Annotated in this window: 20 protein-coding genes; 5 read left to right on the top strand and 15 right to left on the bottom strand. The window is 38.3% G+C overall.

Annotation, left to right across the window (positions count from 1 at the left end; all coding sequences use genetic code 11):
• Positions 1-587: 587 nt before the first annotated feature.
• Entirely contained in the window at positions 588-1,469 is an 882-nt protein-coding gene (locus tag MKY45_RS09330) for a nucleotidyltransferase-like protein (protein WP_042533455.1), read from the bottom strand.
• Positions 1,470-1,720: 251 nt separating this feature from the next.
• Between MKY45_RS09330 and MKY45_RS09325 the strand changes: the two genes are divergently transcribed.
• Positions 1,721-2,092 carry a YgzB family protein gene (locus tag MKY45_RS09325; protein WP_042533453.1) on the top strand — a complete coding sequence of 124 codons (372 nt, stop codon included), beginning with the start codon at positions 1,721-1,723 and terminating at the stop codon, positions 2,090-2,092.
• A gap of 128 nt (positions 2,093-2,220) precedes the next feature.
• Here the strand turns inward: MKY45_RS09325 and perR are convergent, their stop codons facing one another.
• The 4 genes from perR to MKY45_RS09305 form a co-directional block, all read right to left on the bottom strand.
• On the bottom strand, positions 2,221-2,667 hold the full coding sequence (gene perR / locus MKY45_RS09320) for a peroxide-responsive transcriptional repressor PerR (RefSeq protein WP_042533451.1): 447 nt from the start codon (positions 2,665-2,667) through the stop codon (positions 2,221-2,223).
• 98 nt (positions 2,668-2,765) lie between these two features.
• Positions 2,766-3,323 (bottom strand): cob(I)yrinic acid a,c-diamide adenosyltransferase, encoded by a 558-nt coding sequence (locus MKY45_RS09315; RefSeq protein WP_341172859.1) that lies wholly within the window; start codon positions 3,321-3,323, stop codon positions 2,766-2,768.
• 28 nt (positions 3,324-3,351) lie between these two features.
• Complete coding sequence (bcp, locus tag MKY45_RS09310) at positions 3,352-3,825, bottom strand: thioredoxin-dependent thiol peroxidase (protein WP_042533447.1); 474 nt, start codon at positions 3,823-3,825, stop codon at positions 3,352-3,354.
• 62 nt (positions 3,826-3,887) lie between these two features.
• Complete coding sequence (locus tag MKY45_RS09305) at positions 3,888-4,322, bottom strand: potassium channel family protein (RefSeq protein ID WP_042533445.1); 435 nt, start codon at positions 4,320-4,322, stop codon at positions 3,888-3,890.
• A gap of 274 nt (positions 4,323-4,596) precedes the next feature.
• Between MKY45_RS09305 and MKY45_RS09300 the strand changes: the two genes are divergently transcribed.
• Positions 4,597-5,895: a glutamate-1-semialdehyde 2,1-aminomutase gene (locus MKY45_RS09300; protein ID WP_042533443.1), complete on the top strand. Its 1,299-nt coding sequence runs from the start codon at positions 4,597-4,599 to the stop codon at positions 5,893-5,895.
• A 76-nt stretch (positions 5,896-5,971) separates the two neighbouring features.
• Here the strand turns inward: MKY45_RS09300 and MKY45_RS09295 are convergent, their stop codons facing one another.
• From MKY45_RS09295 to mutY, 4 genes are all read right to left on the bottom strand, one after another.
• Positions 5,972-7,720, bottom strand: coding sequence for an ABC transporter ATP-binding protein (locus MKY45_RS09295; protein WP_193065388.1), 1,749 nt, complete (start codon positions 7,718-7,720; stop codon positions 5,972-5,974).
• Positions 7,721-7,883: 163 nt separating this feature from the next.
• Complete coding sequence (gene ntdP, locus MKY45_RS09290; RefSeq protein WP_042533439.1) at positions 7,884-8,417, bottom strand: nucleoside tri-diphosphate phosphatase; 534 nt, start codon at positions 8,415-8,417, stop codon at positions 7,884-7,886.
• Positions 8,418-8,593: 176 nt separating this feature from the next.
• Positions 8,594-8,770 (bottom strand): gamma-type small acid-soluble spore protein, encoded by a 177-nt coding sequence (locus MKY45_RS09285; protein WP_040984584.1) that lies wholly within the window; start codon positions 8,768-8,770, stop codon positions 8,594-8,596.
• 174 nt (positions 8,771-8,944) lie between these two features.
• Positions 8,945-10,021 (bottom strand): A/G-specific adenine glycosylase, encoded by a 1,077-nt coding sequence (gene mutY, locus MKY45_RS09280; protein WP_256706048.1) that lies wholly within the window; start codon positions 10,019-10,021, stop codon positions 8,945-8,947.
• A gap of 72 nt (positions 10,022-10,093) precedes the next feature.
• Between mutY and MKY45_RS09275 the strand changes: the two genes are divergently transcribed.
• On the top strand, positions 10,094-11,083 hold the full coding sequence (locus tag MKY45_RS09275; protein ID WP_042533435.1) for a metal-dependent hydrolase: 990 nt from the start codon (positions 10,094-10,096) through the stop codon (positions 11,081-11,083).
• A 125-nt stretch (positions 11,084-11,208) separates the two neighbouring features.
• Here MKY45_RS09275 and MKY45_RS09270 read toward each other — a convergent pair whose 3' ends face one another.
• Both MKY45_RS09270 and recX read right to left on the bottom strand, forming a co-directional pair.
• Positions 11,209-11,541 carry a YfhH family protein gene (locus MKY45_RS09270; protein WP_332094473.1) on the bottom strand — a complete coding sequence of 111 codons (333 nt, stop codon included), beginning with the start codon at positions 11,539-11,541 and terminating at the stop codon, positions 11,209-11,211.
• A gap of 60 nt (positions 11,542-11,601) precedes the next feature.
• Positions 11,602-12,426 (bottom strand): recombination regulator RecX, encoded by an 825-nt coding sequence (gene recX / locus MKY45_RS09265; RefSeq protein WP_338112850.1) that lies wholly within the window; start codon positions 12,424-12,426, stop codon positions 11,602-11,604.
• A gap of 91 nt (positions 12,427-12,517) precedes the next feature.
• Between recX and MKY45_RS09260 the strand changes: the two genes are divergently transcribed.
• Entirely contained in the window at positions 12,518-13,411 is an 894-nt protein-coding gene (locus MKY45_RS09260) for a TIGR01777 family oxidoreductase (RefSeq protein WP_193065384.1), read from the top strand.
• A gap of 127 nt (positions 13,412-13,538) precedes the next feature.
• Here MKY45_RS09260 and MKY45_RS09255 read toward each other — a convergent pair whose 3' ends face one another.
• Positions 13,539-14,003, bottom strand: coding sequence for a hypothetical protein (locus tag MKY45_RS09255; RefSeq protein ID WP_256706046.1), 465 nt, complete (start codon positions 14,001-14,003; stop codon positions 13,539-13,541).
• Between the two features lie 167 nt (positions 14,004-14,170).
• Positions 14,171-14,911, bottom strand: coding sequence for an Rpn family recombination-promoting nuclease/putative transposase (locus MKY45_RS09250; RefSeq protein ID WP_332094474.1), 741 nt, complete (start codon positions 14,909-14,911; stop codon positions 14,171-14,173).
• Positions 14,912-15,418: 507 nt separating this feature from the next.
• Between MKY45_RS09250 and MKY45_RS09245 the strand changes: the two genes are divergently transcribed.
• Entirely contained in the window at positions 15,419-15,982 is a 564-nt protein-coding gene (locus MKY45_RS09245; RefSeq protein ID WP_341172858.1) for a GNAT family N-acetyltransferase, read from the top strand.
• A 75-nt stretch (positions 15,983-16,057) separates the two neighbouring features.
• On the opposite strand, the gene MKY45_RS09240 is transcribed toward MKY45_RS09245, so the two are convergent.
• Both MKY45_RS09240 and MKY45_RS09235 read right to left on the bottom strand, forming a co-directional pair.
• The gene (locus tag MKY45_RS09240) at positions 16,058-16,237 is read right to left on the bottom strand and encodes a hypothetical protein (protein ID WP_042533423.1); all 180 of its coding nucleotides are present in this window, start codon (positions 16,235-16,237) and stop codon (positions 16,058-16,060) included.
• 12 nt (positions 16,238-16,249) lie between these two features.
• On the bottom strand, positions 16,250-17,095 hold the full coding sequence (locus MKY45_RS09235; protein ID WP_341172857.1) for an SPFH domain-containing protein: 846 nt from the start codon (positions 17,093-17,095) through the stop codon (positions 16,250-16,252).
• Between the last annotated feature and the right edge of the window lie 3 nt (positions 17,096-17,098).

The following is a 17,098-nucleotide window of genomic DNA, read 5'->3' as shown; positions in this document are numbered from 1 at the left end:
CACTTTACATATTACAGCAATGGAGAATATACTTCTTCTTTTTATTGCTATTTTGTTTCTTCATCCTTTTCTCTTTGCAGATGTTCCATTATAAAGAAGCAAATGGACAGAAAATAACTACGTTCTTTTTAACTTTTCTTCTTCCCATTTTAAAAAGCAGATGAAAATCAGTCCAAATTTTCTTTTTATCAAAAAACAAGTTACACTCTCTCCACACACTTCAAGCATAATTAGGAAAAACTTTAATATATAAATTTGTAATAAGAAGTCTTGCTTCCTCTCTAAGTTATTATAATCACCAATTAATTGTTACTCTTTTTTATCGGGGATTCCATTCAAATTCTCAGTACCACTTATACAGTAAATCATTATTCAACGCGTTTTTTTAAATTCTATACTGAACAATGAAGAAAAAGTTCCTTCTTCTATAATCTCATCCATCCCCAGCCTCCTTTTATTCTAAAATAACCTTCTGCGGATATAAGATAATATATAGTAGACACCAAAAATTACTTACGCTACAATTTCAAAAATTGCAGAATAAGTAATTTGTTTTCTTTCTGGAATGTTCCATTTAGAAATCCTCATTATACTTCTTCTAACTTCTTTACTTTATACATTCTCTGAAACACATCTGGATTTTTGGTGGGGACAAGTTTCATATCAATAATATCCTTCTCTTCTAAATAAGAAATAATCGCATGTAAATCCAGACTGTAGTGTTCAATTTCCGGCAATTCTTTAATAGAGGCATATGACCAATAGTCTTCTTCTTCGTTTAATAAGTTTAATAAATGTGTTGAAGCAGACTCCGCTTTATTCAGCAGGACAAAATCCATTGCAATCAGCATAAGCTCAATTCTCTTTTCTAAATTCTCTGTGCTGTCCATTAACTTTTCATATAGCTTGTAGACTTCTAAATCAATGCTCTTTACCTGGTTCCAGACAGTTACTTCTGGATAATAGCCCTGGTCAATAACGGATAGCCTCGCTAAATAATGAAGTGCATTTAAAATTTTGCTGTATGAATCCATTACTTCTTTTGCTTCATATAACGCTTTTCCTTCACTATAGTTTTTTAGAAGCTTTCCAAAGTCAATTATTTTTCTAAGTGTACGTTTTTCCTCTGGAAAAGATTGAAGCTCCTCTTTTAATTCTTTTATAAATTCATTCCTGTCATAGGCTTTTCTTCCATAAATCACCCATTCTGCTGCACGTCGATATCCGCTCGTATCAATCCAATCCATCAGAAGTGATTTCGTTACAATGTGCATCGCTACGGTCTGACCATTTACTTCATAATGTTTTACAAACCAATCGACTTCTTGTTTTTCGACAATAATCAATAAGATGCTATCAAATTCATCTGTAATTGGATGATCAAAAAGTGTTTTCTCCACAATAAGTATTCCTAATGTATTTGGATTGCTTGCATGCTCCTGATAAATCATTCTTTGAAAATTCTCCATGTCTATTGTTGCCTCCCTGTTTTGCCTCTAATAAACATAATTCGATATATACTTTAAAAAAACCTTTTTTGCATCGTAAAGAAAGGATAAAATTTTAATTTTTGATTTCTCGCCGGGAGAAAAATACGGAATCCCCAATCAAACGGAAACGATTCGCCGTCATTGTATGGCTGACCTCGCTATATTTTCTTTAAAATTCATTCTTCTAATATTCTATGATATACTAAATTTGTAACTTAAGGGGGATTTAAATGGCGAAACAATTGACTTATTCAAGTAAAATAAATAAAATACGCACCTTTGCCTTAATCCTTGTGTTTGCTGGTATACTAATCATGTATGGCGGGCTTATGGTTCGTAATATTCAGTGGCTCATGCTCGGTCTGTTTATATTGGGCATACTGATGATTGTACTGAGCTGTGTTGTATACATATGGATTGGCACCTTATCCTTGAGGGCAGTTCCTGTGGTTTGTCCAAACTGCGAAAAACCTACAAAAATGCTGGGACGTGTAGATGCTTGCATGCATTGCAAAGAACCGCTGACTTTGGATAAGAACTTAGAAGGTAAAAATTTTGATGAACGGTATAATCATCGCAAATTCCGTGAAGAAAACAAATAATAAAAAGGCACCATGCTTTGGAGGATTTCGTTAAAGGAACATCCCGCAAACATGGTGCTTTTTTTATATAATAATTAAAAATCGGCCTCGCCTGTTTTCTTACCAGCGAACCCGATTTTTAACATGCTTTACTGTTCATTTGCTGCCTGCTGCTCTTTGCAGGCATTGCATGTACCATAAACCTCCAGGCGGTGATGGCTTACATCAAAACCTGTCACCTGTTCAGCCAGTGATTCCACTTCCTCTAAAGAAGGATAGTGAAAATCAACAATCTTTCCACACTGATTGCAAATGATATGATAATGATCTGAGGTATTACAGTCAAATCTGCTCGAAGCATCTCCATATGTGAGTTCTCTAACCAGTCCGATATCTTTTAATACACGTAAATTATTATAAACGGTCGCAACACTCATATTGGGAAATTTTCCTTCAAGTGCTTTATATATATCATCCGCAGTCGGGTGAGTCATTGAATTAAGCAAATACTCCAGCACGGCGTGTCGCTGTGGTGTAATCCGGACGCCTGATTTTTTCAAAGTATCGATTGCTTGCCGTAATTTAACTTCAGACACCCTAAACACCTCTCTTCCCAATTAATAATATTATTATATTATAATTCTTATAATTAGTGTATCGCCCTGTGTGCATAATGTCAATTAATTCACGTTAATCAAACATCCACATGGAGAGACTTTTCATCTCCGCCAAGCTGCTGATTGACATACCTGGCAGCAACAAATAAATAATCAGACAACCGATTTAAATAAACGAAAACAAGCTTATTATCCACTTCATCATCCAATCCTACAGTCAAACGCTCTGCCCGTCTTGCTACAGTACGCGCGTGATGAAGGGCACTCGCTGCTCTGTGACCAGATGGCAGGATAAAATTCTTTAAAGGTTCGAGTGATTGGTCCCATTCATCAATCTGTTTTTCCATCTCATCAATATGCTTCTGTTCAAGCTTCCAATAAACTTCCTTCCCCTTTGGCGTCGATAATTCTGCACCAACATGAAAAAGAATGGTCTGTACGCGGTGCAGCTGATCAAGAAAAGCAGCCTTTTTATCCCAATCCGTTTCTTCGATATAGCTTACTGCCAAGCCAATACTGGAATTCACTTCATCACATGTGCCATACGCCTCTACTCTTAGATGGTTCTTTGGTACGCGTTGCCCATAGACTAACGATGTCTGTCCTTTATCTCCTGATCTGGTATAGATTCGCAAAGCTGCTCCACCCCAATCCCTCTATATTTTAATCCGCTTTATTTTCCTTCAAATAATTTAACGCATCTACAACATGATCTTTAACCCGGACTTTCCGATATTCTTTGATTAGCTTTCCTTCTTTATCTAAAATAAATGTAGAGCGCTCAATACCATAATATTCCTTGCCAAAGTTTTTCTTTAGCTTCCATACTCCAAATTGATCAGCTGCCTGATGATTTTCATCAGAAAGCAAGGTAAATGGCAGTTCATGCTTGTCGATAAACTTTTGATGACGTGCTTCCGGATCCGGGCTGATCCCGACAATAACCGCATCCAGCTCTCTGAATCTTTCATGATGGTCTCTGAAATCACATGCTTCTGTGGTGCATCCTGGTGTCATATCTTTTGGATAAAAATATAAAACAACGTACTTTCCTTGAAAATCTGATAAGCTGACTTCCTCCCCGTTTTGATTGGGCAGGGTAAAATCTTTTACTTTTGTTCCTAATTCGACTTGCATCCAATCCCTCCATTTAAACAATCGATCTTCTTCCTTAAATATAGCACATTGCAGGGTAAGATTCATTTATCATTGTCTCTGCTGCTGATTTGTACAACTTTTAATACAAAAGCAGCCGGCAATATGTAGCCAATCAGCGCTTCTGAGATAGCAATGATTCTGCCGATGCCGACGGGCGCTAAGTCACCATAGCCGAGAGTCAGCAAAGTGACCCCGCTGAAATAAATAGAATGAACAACCGATCCCCATATCGTCACTTCTCTAAGCTCTCCATGCTCCACAATGACGATTCCTTGAAAGGATAAAATAAAATAGATTAAGCCGTAGCCAACCATTGTAATGCAATAAACAATCAGCATAGCAATAAAAATTTCTAAAGAAAAATGTCCTTCCTTCATTTGTATACGTGAATGAACTAATTTATATTGAATGAAATCATAGATGCTTTTTCCAATTAAAATGATAATCGTAATAAGGAATATCCAAGGGATACTCATCTCTTTTACTCCTCCCCTACTGCCTTCCCTCATTAAAAAAACAACTAGATGCAAACGTCAAAATATGAGGAATCTCAATTTGTAATATCCGCTTTTCCTATGTATATGCAGAAACCAAAACAGTTTGTACAAGTTTTCTATGCAATTTTTTGTTATATTAGTAACTGGGTAAAATATTACAGAAAACCAAATTGTTCATTTTACCTTTTAAATGAACTTGTAAAAGCGTGTCATAACCTTTACAAGTTGGGAAGAATGAGGAGGAAACGAAATAATGAAATTTACAAATTCTGAGAAGTTGCATCAAGAAGCTTTACAACATATTGTCGGCGGGGTGAATTCTCCTTCCCGCTCTTATAAAGCTGTAGGCGGGGGCTCTCCTGTCTATATGAAAAGAGGACAAGGTGCTTATTTCTGGGATGTGGATGATAATAAGTATATTGATTATTTAGCTGCATATGGACCGATAATAACTGGCCACGCTCACCCGCATATCGCAAAAGCGATTGCTGAAGCAGCCACAACTGGTGTTCTATACGGGACACCAACGGAGCTGGAAAACACATTTGCGAAAATGTTAAAAGAAGCAATGCCTTCATTAGAAAAGGTACGTTTTAATAATTCAGGCACAGAGGCTGTGATGACGACTATCCGTGTAGCCCGCGCCTATACAAACCGTACCAAAATCATTAAATTCGCAGGCTGCTACCACGGCCATTTCGATGCTGTATTGGTAGAGGCAGGATCTGGGCCTTCTACACTGGGCACGCCGGATTCAGCCGGAGTTCCTGCTTCCAGTGCTGCAGAGGTAATCACCGTTCCATTTAATGATTTAAATGCCTTTAAACAAGCCCTTCATCGCTGGGAAGGTGAAATTGCAGCTGTGCTGGTTGAGCCGATTGTAGGAAACTTCGGAATTGTCGAACCGTTCGAAGGCTTTTTACAAGAAGTAAATGAGCTTACCCATCGTGCCGGTGCGCTAGTTATTTATGACGAGGTAATTACTGCCTTCCGTTTCACCTATGGAAGTGCGCAGCAAATCTACAATATCGAGCCTGATTTAACAGCAATGGGTAAAATCATTGGCGGCGGTCTTCCAATTGGCGCTTATGGCGGACGCAAGGATATTATGGAGCAGGTTGCACCACTCGGGCCTGCCTATCAGGCCGGCACCATGTCCGGAAATCCCGCTTCAATGGCAGCGGGTATTGCATGCCTAGAGGTGTTACAAGAAGATGGGGTATATGAAGAATTAGAACGTCTTGGAAAACGGCTTGAAGAAGGTATCTTGGAAAAAGCAGAAGAATTTGGTATCCACATTACTATAAATCGCCTTTGCGGAGCTTTAACCGTATACTTTGGCGTTGATAAAGTAACCAATTACAGTGAAGCAGATGCTTCAGACGGAGAGGCCTTTGCAACCTTCTTCCAGCTTATGCTGAACGAAGGTATTAATTTAGCTCCTTCTAAGTACGAAGCATGGTTCTTAACAACAGAGCATACAGACTCTGATATTGAAAATACCATCGATGCTGCAGGTCGTGCATTTGCAAAAATGGCTGAGAAAAAATAATATAATGGCACGATAAAAAAGCATTTCCCGGAGAAATCAACCTCTGGGAAATGCTTTTTTATCCTGTAAATGAATTTTATTCATCCAAATTTTGAATCTGATACAAATCATAATAATGACCGCGGAGCCGCATTAATTCCTCATGCGAACCTATTTCTACAATTTCCCCATTTTCCACAACAACAATGCGATTTGCGTGAGTAATGGTTGCTAGACGGTGGGCAACAATAAACGTTGTCCGGTCTGAAGCAAGCTTCTCCAGTGTTTCCTGAATAAGATGTTCACTTTCTAAATCAAGTGCTGATGTTGCTTCATCAAAAATTAACAGCGGCGGATTTTTCAAGAAAACACGCGCGATAGCTATCCGCTGCTTCTGGCCGCCAGATAACTTCACACCGCGTTCTCCCACCATGGTTTCATAGCCCTCGGGCATTTCATCAATAAAGTCATGCGCATTTGCTGCTTTAGCCGCCCGAATGACTTCCTCTCTCGTTGCCTCTGGATTCCCCATCCGGATATTCGTTTCAATTGATTCGGAGAACAGAATATTATCCTGAAGCACCATTCCAATATTGTCCCGCAGCGCCCGGGCCTGCATATCCCTTAAGTCCATTCCGTCGATTTCAATCGACCCGCCTGTGACATCGTAAAAGCGTGGAATCAAACTGATTAGTGTCGATTTTCCTCCCCCACTCATTCCGACAAAGGCTATGGTCTCTCCTTTTTGGACATGAAGGTCGATATCCTTAAGCACTGACACTTCTTCCTCATCATATCGGAAGGAGACATGGTTAAAGGATACTTTTCCTTTCAGTCTTCCCGGATCAACCGCACCCTTTTTGTCCGTAATATCATATGGCTCATTCATTAATTCAAATACACGGTCAATAGACGCAATGGATTGTACTAACGTCGTTGATGAGTTGATCAGTCTGCGTAATGGACTGTACACCCGCTCCATATACCCGACGAAGGCTACCATCGTTCCGAGTGAGGTGTTGCCCATAATAACCTGATAACCTGCAAAAGCAATGACGAGCAGCGGCGCCAAGTCAGTAATCGTATTGGTCACGGCAAAGGTTCTGGCGTTCCAATCCGTATGCTTTAAAGCCCGGTCCAGGAAATGACGGTTTCTTTTATCAAACTGCTCATCTTCATAATCTTCCAGCGCAAAGCTTCTTGTCACCGGCACCCCTTGGATACGCTCATGCAAGTGGCCTTGTACTTCTGCCAGAGCTTGTGACCTTTCTCTTGTCAGACGGCGTAAGCGCCCGAAAAAGTATTTGACAGAAATCCCGAACAGCGGGAATAAAATAATCGATACAAAGGTGAGCGGCACATCCATGGTAAACATAATAATGATAGCAATTAAAATGGTTGTGACATCCAGCCAAATATTCATTAACCCGGTCATCACAAAATTTTTCGTCTGCTCCACATCATGAATTACCCTTGAGATGATTTCACCTGTTTTGGTCTTCGAATAGAATTTCAGGCTTAGCTTTTGAAGATGATCGAATAATTTTCCTCTGATATCAAAAAGAATTTTATTCCCGACCCACTGCGCTAAGTATTGACGAATATACTCAACCGGCGGGCGGACAATTAAAAATACGACAAAAGAAATACCCATAATCCAGAATAAACGGGTTATTCTCTCGGATTGGGTCATGTTTTCTACCGTAACAATATCATCGATAACGTATTTCAAAATCAAAGGCATTAACAGCGGAATACCAAATTTAACAACACCGATGAGTAATGTCCAAATAATCTTCCATGTGTATGGTTTTACAAATTTCATATACTGTTTGATGCTGCTCATTTATCAACTTCCTCTACTTGAAAAGGTATTTCGTTTTAATATCCCTCTAAATAAAAAAAGGATATCCTCGTTATGTCATCCGTAACAAGGATACCCTTTTACTCAGTCGAATTGCAATCAAACCGCTCAAACATCGCTAAAAATATTTGTTTTCTTTTCAAATTTAATGATACGTTAAGTACATTTCATACCAATCATCGACAAACCCCGGAGAAAAAGGACCCTTTCCCTGGCGAATCCAATGAATTAATACTTCTAATTGCTGATAAAGAATATGATGAATTTCTTCTGGGTATTTCATCAAAACTTTATTTTCTTCATATTCATCTTCATCAAGAAGATTAAATGTCATATCAGGAAATACCTTCACATCTAAATCGTAGTCAATGTATTTTAGCGATTCCGCACCCTCATCGTAAACAAATGGGGAGCTGAGATTACAGTAATAATGAATTCCATCATCCCTAAGCATACCAATAATATTAAACCAATGCTTCGCATCAAAATAACAAATGGCCGGCTCTCTCGTCATCCAGGAATGACCATCGCTTTCAATGACTTTTGTCCGATCATTCGCTCCGATTATAATACTTTCCGTCCCTTTTAATACGACACTATTTTTCCAGATTCTATGAAGTTGTCCATTATGTTTATAACTTTGTATCATCATTTTGGAACCAGCGTTTGGAGAAACCATCCAAAATCTCCCTCTCCATTTTCATACAGTGATTTATGAATTATCTTATATTATAAGCCTTCAGCCATAAAAGTTAAAGGATAAGTCCTTTTTATTTCCATAATGGTTTCTTCATTGATATGTAGAATCATTAAAAGGGTTTCCGTAATTGGAAACCCTTTTGGGTAAAACAGATGTTATTGCTTGTTTTGTTGAGATTGTTGGTTTTGCTTTTTCACTTCTTGTGCATCTGTTTCTTGAGCAAACTCAGTACCATATTGTCCTTGAGCTGCTTGTTGGTTTTGCTTTCTTACTTCAGCTGCGTTTGTTTTTGCAGGATTTTGTTGGTTTTGTTGATTTTGTTTTTTAGCCATCAATATCACCTCCGCAATAATTAATTTGTCCAGAAGCGCATTTCTTTATCCAAACTTTTTTAAAGAAATATTTTTAGCGTGTTGAAAACCTCGGTAAATAAAGCATTAAGGCGTTTTTTTGATGACAAAAATTTTTATCAGGATTTATATTTCCTCGTTGCATTCAATAAAATTTCATTTTCCTTCTATAAAAGGTATCATTTTTTGATGTGGAACAGGAAAAGGAAATTCTTTCAGCTCTTCTAAAGAAACAAATTTTAAGCGGTCATCCTTTACTGTTTCCTGATTTGTGATTGCTTTACGTACGTCTACATTCCAAATGATATGTGAAAAAACATGCTTGATGGATGTACACGATGCTTTGATATCCACATCTAACCCATAATTCTCTTCCAGCCATGGCTGCCAGTCCTTTTTTACAATATCATCGGCAGGAATCATTGGAAATTGCCATAATCCTGCCAATAGTCCGGAATCCGGTCTTTTTTCAATAATATATTTCCCTTCCTGATTTTGGATCAGCAATGCAATATATTTTTTCTTTTGCTGCTTCTTCGCTTTCTTTTTCACTGGCAGCTTTTCCTGGATTCCATCAACGTATGCTTGACAATGCTCCATCACTGGGCAGAACATGCACATAGGCTGCTTCGGTGTACATATTGTCGCACCTAAATCCATAATAGCCTGATTAAAGGAGGAGGGATCTTCCTTTGAAATCATTTCCGCTACGTAGTATTCAAACAACTTTTTGGTGGAGCTTAAAGCAATATCTTCTTCAATGTGTAATACACGGGAGAAAACACGCATTACATTACCATCTACTGCCGGAATCGGCTGATTATAAGCAATAGAAAGAATCGCCCCTTTCGTATAAGGGCCAACTCCTTTTAAGTCACCGAGCTGCTTCGGGTCATCCGGGATTTTTCCATCATATGTTTCCACAACCTCGCGTACTGCTGTTTGTAAATTTCTTGCGCGGGAATAATAACCTAAGCCTTCCCATTGTTTTAAAACATCCTGCTGTTCGGCTTCAGCCAGTTCATATACCGTTGGATATTTCTTCATAAACCGATTAAAATAAGGGATGACCGTATCTACTTTTGTTTGCTGAAGCATAATTTCTGAGACCCAGACGCGATAAGCATCATTATTTTCGCGCCAAGGTAGATCACGTTTATTTTCTTCGTACCATCTAAGTAAATCTTCTTGAAAAGCGGAAATATTTATTTGTTCTAATCTTTTATCGTTCATGTTTTCACGTCCTATGTGTTAAAATAATATTGGAGTGCTTTGATGGAAGCAACTTAAGGAGGATATGTAACTATGGATACTGGTACGCATATTGTTATGGGTGTTGCACTTGGCGGTTTAGCAACATTAGACCCAAATGTGCAAAGTAATCCTACTCTATTTCATGCCGTATTGGTTGGAACAGTCGTCGGATCACACGCTCCTGATTTTGATACAATTTTTAAATTAAAAAGTAATGCAACGTATATAAGACAGCACCGCGGAGCGTCTCATTCACTCCCTGCTATTCTTATGTGGAGCCTGCTTGTATCTGGAGTAATTTATTTATTTGTTCCAGAAGTGAGCTATTTGACTCTCTGGCTATGGACTTTGTTAGCTGTGTCCATCCATGTATTTGTCGATTTATTTAATGCGTATGGTACACAGGCATTTCGGCCATTTACCAAAAAATGGATTGCTAAAGGGTTTATTAATACATTTGATCCTTACATTTTTTTCTTGAATGTAGCTGGTATCGTTGCATGGGCATTAGGTGCCAATCCCGGATACACTTGGCTGATTATTTATACAGTCATTGTATTATATTACATCAAACGCTATATGGACAAAAGGGAAATCGTCCAGAAAATCAAAGAATATTTTCCTGATACAGAGATTGTCGCTACGTCCCCTACGCTTAAACAAAATTATTGGCGCGTTGCTATTACGACAAGCGACCGTTATTATGTAGGCAGCGTTGAGAATCGGCACATTGAGATTGTTGATGAATTTTATCGAGTTCCTTTACCCGATACAGATGTCATCAAAGCTGCGATAAAAGATAAAAATATCTCTTCATTTTTAAATTTTTCACCGGTGTACCGCTGGGAAATAAATACGGATGAAGAGGATATTATAGAAGTCCGTTTTATTGATTTACGCTATCGCAGCAAAGGGTATTATCCATTTGTAGCTGTGGTAAAGCTGGATAAGAGCCTGGAAGTAATTACTTCCTATACAGGCTGGATTTTCTCAGAACAGAAGCTTCAAAGTAAATTGATACCAAGCGACTCAAGTCCTTAAAGCTTATACAGGAAGTGAATACGGTAACCCCGCAAATGGTTCAGGCGTTTGAAACAGCGGTACCTTATTTCAATAACTAAAAGGAACAACTCAGGTGAAACGGATTTCGCCTGAGTTGTTTTTATTCAGCTCACTTTTTTTCCTAATAAGGAGATTGGCAAGGCTTCAATATTTTCACTTTCTTCATTTAATAAATTAATACGATAACCCCATGCAAATACCCCATTAATATAGGATATTCTGAATTTATAGCCTGTTTCCATTTTAAGCTGATAAATTTTCTCTTTTTCAAAATCATCCGGACTCATTGTATATGCAAGCGCTACTTGCATTTTTCTTTCACATATTTGCATCTCTGAAATATTCCCGAGCTGCTCTGCTTTTTGAGCCTGCTCTTTTAGTTTCCCAATTTCTTGGTGCAGCTGTTCTATGGAATAATCACTATATCGAAATTTCATTCTTCTCCCCCTTACTGTCGATTCCTATTGTACCAAATATAACAGAAAAGTAACCTACATTTATTCCTGATTTTCCATGTATTTCTCAACAAATTGCTGAATCATATCGAAATGGAAGCCTTTTCTATATAAACCTTCCATTACTTTTTGCTTGAGCTGGAAGCCTTCATATTTTTTTACATGTTTTTGATACAGCTTTTCTCCTTGAAATTTCAAGGCCTCCCACTCATGATTTGTATCCTCTTCCTGATCCATAGTCTGAATAGCTTCAAAAACAAGCTGCTGATTAAATCCTTTTTGAAGAATCGTATTTTTTGCTTGGTTTATCTGTTTTTGAAAAGAATCCTTCGAGCTTTGCTTTATTTTTTTTCCCAGCAGCTTTTGAACTTTTTCTTTCTGCAGGGCTGGCGTATATTGCTCTAAAGCATTTACTGCAATTTGTCCGCTAATCCCCTTTTCAAACAGCTCCTGTTCAATGACTTTTGGACCTTTTGAACTTGTATTCATACGCGAGCGCACAAACATTTCAGCAAATTGCTGATCATCAAGCAGTTTTTCTTTCTTCAATCGTTGCATAATAACAGCAATTTGTTCCTCTTCCACTTCTTTTTTCTGTAAATACGTAATCACTTCTTTTTCCGAACGTATTCGATAGCTTAAAAAGTGAATAGTAAGGGTATATACTTTATGGAGATTATCTTGTTCCTTCAGTGTTTCGATGAGTTCATTATCTAATTCCATTCCTTTCTCCAGACGAAATTGAATGAGAATATCCTCACCGACACTAAATCCATATTCATCACCAGCTGATGTGTTTAAAAATATATTGTAGCGATGCTTCTGTTTTTTTTGCGTTGTAATTCGGGTAATTTTCCGCAACTTCATTCACCTCTCTTTTTATCATAGCAAAAAATGAAGCAAGCAGATAACATGAAATATATACTTTAAAATATCATCTAAAGGAGGGTTCAATATTATGAACATACTAATAACCGGAGGTACAGGGTTTTTTGGCAGTAAATTAGCTGCACACCTCACTGGCCTTAATCATAAATTATACATTCTGACCCGTTCTCCTGAGAAAAAATCAAATACATCGCACTTGACTTTTAAGGGATATGATACGACCGCAGATGAACTTCCGAGAATAGATGCTGTCATTAATCTTGCAGGAGAATCATTGTTTGGATACTGGACGAAAAAAAAGAAGGAAACTATCCTTACCAGCCGCCTTCGTGTCACCAAGTATCTTGTCCAATTGATGAAAGCCATGAAGGAAAAACCAGATGTATTTATTAGCGGCTCCGCAGTAGGATTCTACGGGATGTCTGAAGATTTTATCTACACTGAGGCAACAACGCAGCCTGGTACTGATTTTCTTGCATCTGTAACAAGGCAATGGGAGAATGAAGCGAGTGAAGCCGAAGAATTGGGAATTCGAACAATCTACGCCCGGTTTGGCATACTGCTTGGCAAGGACGGTGGTGCATTTCCGCTTATGTCATTGCCGGTAAAATTATATACAGGCGGACACATCAGTGATGGCGAGCAATGGCTTTCCTGGATCCATGTTCAAGATGCCGTAAACTTAATCACCTTTGGCTTAGAACATCATACCCTAAAAGGTCCGGTCAATATTACTGCTCCTACTCCTAAACGTAATAAAGATTTTATGAAAAAAGCAGCACAGGTATACAAACGGCCGAATTGGCTTCATTTGCCGGCTGTATTCTTCTATCTTACTTTGGGAGAAATGGCGCAGCTCCTGGTAAAAGGACAGTACGCGTATCCAGAAAAGGCGCTCGAACACGGATTCACGTATGATTTCCCCTCCCTCGATCAGGCTTTATTAGATTTGAAAAATAATTAAATCATGTAAATGCTTTTTCACTTAAAAGAGCAAAGAAAAAAATGCTGGTTTTGTATAGGAGCATGCCGTGTTATTTTCCTGCATGCTCCTTGTTATTTTCCGTTTTATGAGGCATTTTGCAATCCTCTTATTTTGATGCCTCTTGCTGAATCAGCTCTAATTGCTCTGAGGTTAAACCTGTCACCTGTAAAATGGCCGTTCGGCTTATCCCCTGCTCTAACATTTTGAGTGCCGTCTGTTTTGCAGATTCCTTTAGTGCGGACTCTGCTTCAAGCCTTTTTCGTTCCGCTTCATTTCTTTTGATTTCCGCCTCTTCTTTCTGTTTCTCTGCTTTTTCTTTTTGTTTTTTTGTTTTATCTTTCTCCGCCTTTATTTCTTCATTCTCTGCTTTCAGCTCTTCTTTCTCCATTTTCATTTCTTCTCTTTGCTCTTTCATTTCTTCCATTTCCTGCTCTAACAACTCTCTATCCTGCTTCTTAGATTGCTCATCTAAAATTTGCTTCAAACGGATTTCATATTCCCGCCGTTCTTCTTCTGTACGGCTTAAATCTTCCCAGACCCGCATCGCAACATTTAACGTTTTATCGACCATCGCAATCTCCTCCAGTTCTTGATAGATATCATTATATAAAGTGAAACTTTGTTCAGTGGGGTTCTTTACACCCCACTGAACATTTAGTTGAACCAATCGGGCCGTTACTGGCTGTTAGATCTTCCACTTAAAATTTTCATGACTTTTCTATTTTTAATGTGGGAGTCTTACAGCCAGTTACACTGCGAGAAGTGATTCTTTCGTCGGTCTACCGTTCCTAACAGCAGCAGCCAGCGCGTTAAGACATCTTCCCATGGATCCAGCTGGTTATTCTTCCAGGCAGTAATTAGTTTAGGAATCTCCACAAAATGAAATTCAACCATATCGGTTAATGGATATTTCTGTTTCATCTCATATAAACGGAAGATATTATGAAAGGCGTCCGTTTCATTCAGCAGGTTAAAATGCATGATATTAATACTAATAACAGGGTACAATTCTTTATAGCTTTGCCCTTCTTTCAGCTGTTCCGAAAAAAGTCTCGACCAATAATACAGCGATCTTTTAATCATATTATACTCATTATTGATTTGAATTTCTATGTTGACCCATTCTTTATTCTCCGTCCTAATTAAGAGGTCTAAACTGGACTTTTTGTCCTCTTCATATTCGCCGCCGATTTCGATATTTTGAAAGTAAAGCTGCTGAATCGGGCTTCTTCCTGATTTGGCTAAAATGGCAGTGAGAAAGACGACAGTGATATCCTTATTCTTTTCGTTTCCAAATAGTTGTTTAAAAGCATAGTCTACTTTTAAATCCATTAATTGAATATCCGGTATTCGATGCAGTGCTTTGTTAGTCCGCTCTTTTCTTCTTTGATATTTGTTGTTTGACCTGGATTCTTCCTGTACATGCAGAGAGGGTGTTTCTGATGAGGAGTATACTTTTCGGAGACATATTTGGGGCATAAAAAACACATCCTTTTATTTTGATAAGGTGAGTTTCTGAGATGGCTATCTAAACAAATCATACAGAACAAACGTTCCTCAATCAAATTGTTTTTTATGCTATTTTCTTATCTTTGTGCGGTAACCATTCTCTCCTGCTTCTTTCTCTCTCCTTCTAGTTTCGAATCAGCAGCTGCTGTGCTGGTCCAAAATATACTTACAAAAATTTCATGCTTTATTATTAAAAAAACACTTGCATTTTACCAAAAAAATCATACAATAAAATTATCAAAAATGAATTTGAAAAGAGCTGATGAACAGCCTATTCGGCTGTATTGATAGAAGATCAATTAAATAGGGAAGGCAAATGGTGCGCCACCGGGGTTTCCTGGTTCTAGCGGGTTCGATTCCCGCCCCGAATTTTTGTTTCCAAGCTACTTTAAAAATAAAAATTCGAGGGCGGGTGACTCACTAGCTGCGGCTTTTTTGCTAATGAATGTACCCGCCTGGAAAAAGGAGGGTATTTTTATGCTTAAAATACGTGATTTAATGGAAGTGCCAGCTTTATATGAATTGATGACAGCCCCCGAGGTATACCCATTTGTCAGGAAAAAAGCTGCAACCGTGGATGAATTTTACTTTTCAACCAAGCAGACAATAGAAGCGGAAGACCGTGGAGAATTAATTTCCAGAACGATTTTAGATGAATATCAGCAGCCAATTGGTACGATTAATCTTTTTGATATAGAGGATAATTATGGATTTTTAGCTACTTGGATCGGTAAGACGTATTTTGGTAAAGGCTATAATCGCCAAGCAAAAGATGCCTTCTTTCATGAACTTTTTACTACTAAAGGCATTGATGGTATCTTTATGAAAGTGCAAAAAAGTAACAAACGTTCCTTAAAAGCTGTTTTAAAGCTTCCTTACGTTACTTTTGCAAATGAGTTATACGACTCTATGTATAAACGCATTAATGCACATTCTAATGAAGCAATATATGATTTATTTGTGATTACAAAAAAGCATTACTTGTCCTATCAGCAATTTCACTCAGAAGCTGCTGTCAACTCTGATGAGGAAGTATCCTAAATAAAATAGCCTTAAGAAATAACAGCTTCTGATGATTTCTTAAGGCTATTCGTTTGGGATTTCCATCGAAATTCTTTAATCTTCCCCAATTTTCTTATCCTGTTTTTTCGGCAGCCTTCCCGCTCGTTTAGCAGATTCTCTCAGCAAAAATTCAACGTGGCTATTGACACTGCGAAACTCATCCTTTGCCCAGCGCTGCAATATGTCATAAAGCTCCGGATCGATACGTAATGGAAAGTTTTTTTTCTTCGCCATAGTAACCCCTGCTTATTGGTAAAGCGATCCTGTATTGATTACCGGCTGTGTTCCTTGATCGGAGACAATGGCAACAAGCAGGTTATTAATCATCGCCACTCTGCGTTCATCATCTAAATCCACTACATTATCTGCTTCCAAGCGGGAAATAGCATCCTGAGCCATTCCGACAGCACCCTGAACAATTTGCTCCCGGGCTGAGATAATTGCACTTGCCTGCTGACGCTGCAGCATCGCCTGAGCGATTTCTGTAGAATATGCTAAGTGTGTTAACCTCGCTTCAATCACTTCTACTCCGGCAACCTGCAGACGATCTTGAAGCTCTGTTGTTAATTGGTTTGATACTTCATCTGCATTTCCACGTAAGGTTAATTCTTCATTGGTGAAAGAATCATATGGATACGTTGTTGCCACAGCGCGAATAGCTGTTTCACTTTGAATCTCCACAAAATCTTCATATTGATCTACGTCAAAAACGGCTTTGGCTGCATCTACCACTTTGAAAACAACCACTGCAGCAATTTCAATTGGATTTCCGTTTACATCATTTACTTTCAATCGATTACTGTTAAAGTTACGAACTCTCAAGGAGATTGTTCTGCGCACAGAAAATGGCACAGTTATCAAAATTCCTTCACGCCGTACCGTTCCCATATACTTACCTAAGAAAATAACGACAATCGATTGATTAGGCTGCACGATGGTTATCCCGCTAATTAGAATACCTGCAATTAAAACAAGCACAACCCCTAAAACAACATACGATTGAACAATATTGAATACCCCTAATGCAAGTAAAACAACAATCAGACCGATTCCAATTGCGCCATTAATGCTCCAAGCTTTACGTTCCTGCATGAA

The sequence above is a fragment of the Oceanobacillus sp. FSL K6-0251 genome, assembly GCF_038004725.1.
GTDB lineage: Bacteria > Bacillota > Bacilli > Bacillales > Amphibacillaceae > Oceanobacillus > Oceanobacillus oncorhynchi.
The sequence above is the reverse complement of the archived record's forward strand: the minus strand, read 5'-3'. Positions and strand labels throughout refer to the sequence as shown.

Excerpts from the sequence above, each read along its gene's own strand:
- MKY45_RS09275 (WP_042533435.1), top strand. The coding sequence starts at position 10,094 with ATGGATACTGGTACGCATATTGTTATGGGTGTTGCACTTGGCGGTTTA.
- ntdP (WP_042533439.1), bottom strand. The coding sequence starts at position 8,417 with ATGGTTTCTCCAAACGCTGGTTCCAAAATGATGATACAAAGTTATAAA.
- recX (WP_338112850.1), bottom strand. The coding sequence starts at position 12,426 with ATGAAGTTGCGGAAAATTACCCGAATTACAACGCAAAAAAAACAGAAG.
- MKY45_RS09325 (WP_042533453.1), top strand. The coding sequence starts at position 1,721 with ATGGCGAAACAATTGACTTATTCAAGTAAAATAAATAAAATACGCACC.
- MKY45_RS09235 (WP_341172857.1), bottom strand. The coding sequence starts at position 17,095 with ATGCAGGAACGTAAAGCTTGGAGCATTAATGGCGCAATTGGAATCGGT.
- MKY45_RS09330 (WP_042533455.1), bottom strand. The coding sequence starts at position 1,469 with ATGGAGAATTTTCAAAGAATGATTTATCAGGAGCATGCAAGCAATCCA.
- MKY45_RS09260 (WP_193065384.1), top strand. The coding sequence starts at position 12,518 with ATGAACATACTAATAACCGGAGGTACAGGGTTTTTTGGCAGTAAATTA.
- MKY45_RS09250 (WP_332094474.1), bottom strand. The coding sequence starts at position 14,911 with ATGCCCCAAATATGTCTCCGAAAAGTATACTCCTCATCAGAAACACCC.
- MKY45_RS09245 (WP_341172858.1), top strand. The coding sequence starts at position 15,419 with ATGCTTAAAATACGTGATTTAATGGAAGTGCCAGCTTTATATGAATTG.
- MKY45_RS09285 (WP_040984584.1), bottom strand. The coding sequence starts at position 8,770 with ATGGCTAAAAAACAAAATCAACAAAACCAACAAAATCCTGCAAAAACA.
- bcp (WP_042533447.1), bottom strand. The coding sequence starts at position 3,825 with ATGCAAGTCGAATTAGGAACAAAAGTAAAAGATTTTACCCTGCCCAAT.
- MKY45_RS09255 (WP_256706046.1), bottom strand. The coding sequence starts at position 14,003 with ATGGTCGATAAAACGTTAAATGTTGCGATGCGGGTCTGGGAAGATTTA.
- MKY45_RS09300 (WP_042533443.1), top strand. The coding sequence starts at position 4,597 with ATGAAATTTACAAATTCTGAGAAGTTGCATCAAGAAGCTTTACAACAT.
- MKY45_RS09305 (WP_042533445.1), bottom strand. The coding sequence starts at position 4,322 with ATGAGTATCCCTTGGATATTCCTTATTACGATTATCATTTTAATTGGA.
- MKY45_RS09295 (WP_193065388.1), bottom strand. The coding sequence starts at position 7,720 with ATGAGCAGCATCAAACAGTATATGAAATTTGTAAAACCATACACATGG.
- mutY (WP_256706048.1), bottom strand. The coding sequence starts at position 10,021 with ATGAACGATAAAAGATTAGAACAAATAAATATTTCCGCTTTTCAAGAA.
- MKY45_RS09240 (WP_042533423.1), bottom strand. The coding sequence starts at position 16,237 with ATGGCGAAGAAAAAAAACTTTCCATTACGTATCGATCCGGAGCTTTAT.
- MKY45_RS09270 (WP_332094473.1), bottom strand. The coding sequence starts at position 11,541 with ATGAAATTTCGATATAGTGATTATTCCATAGAACAGCTGCACCAAGAA.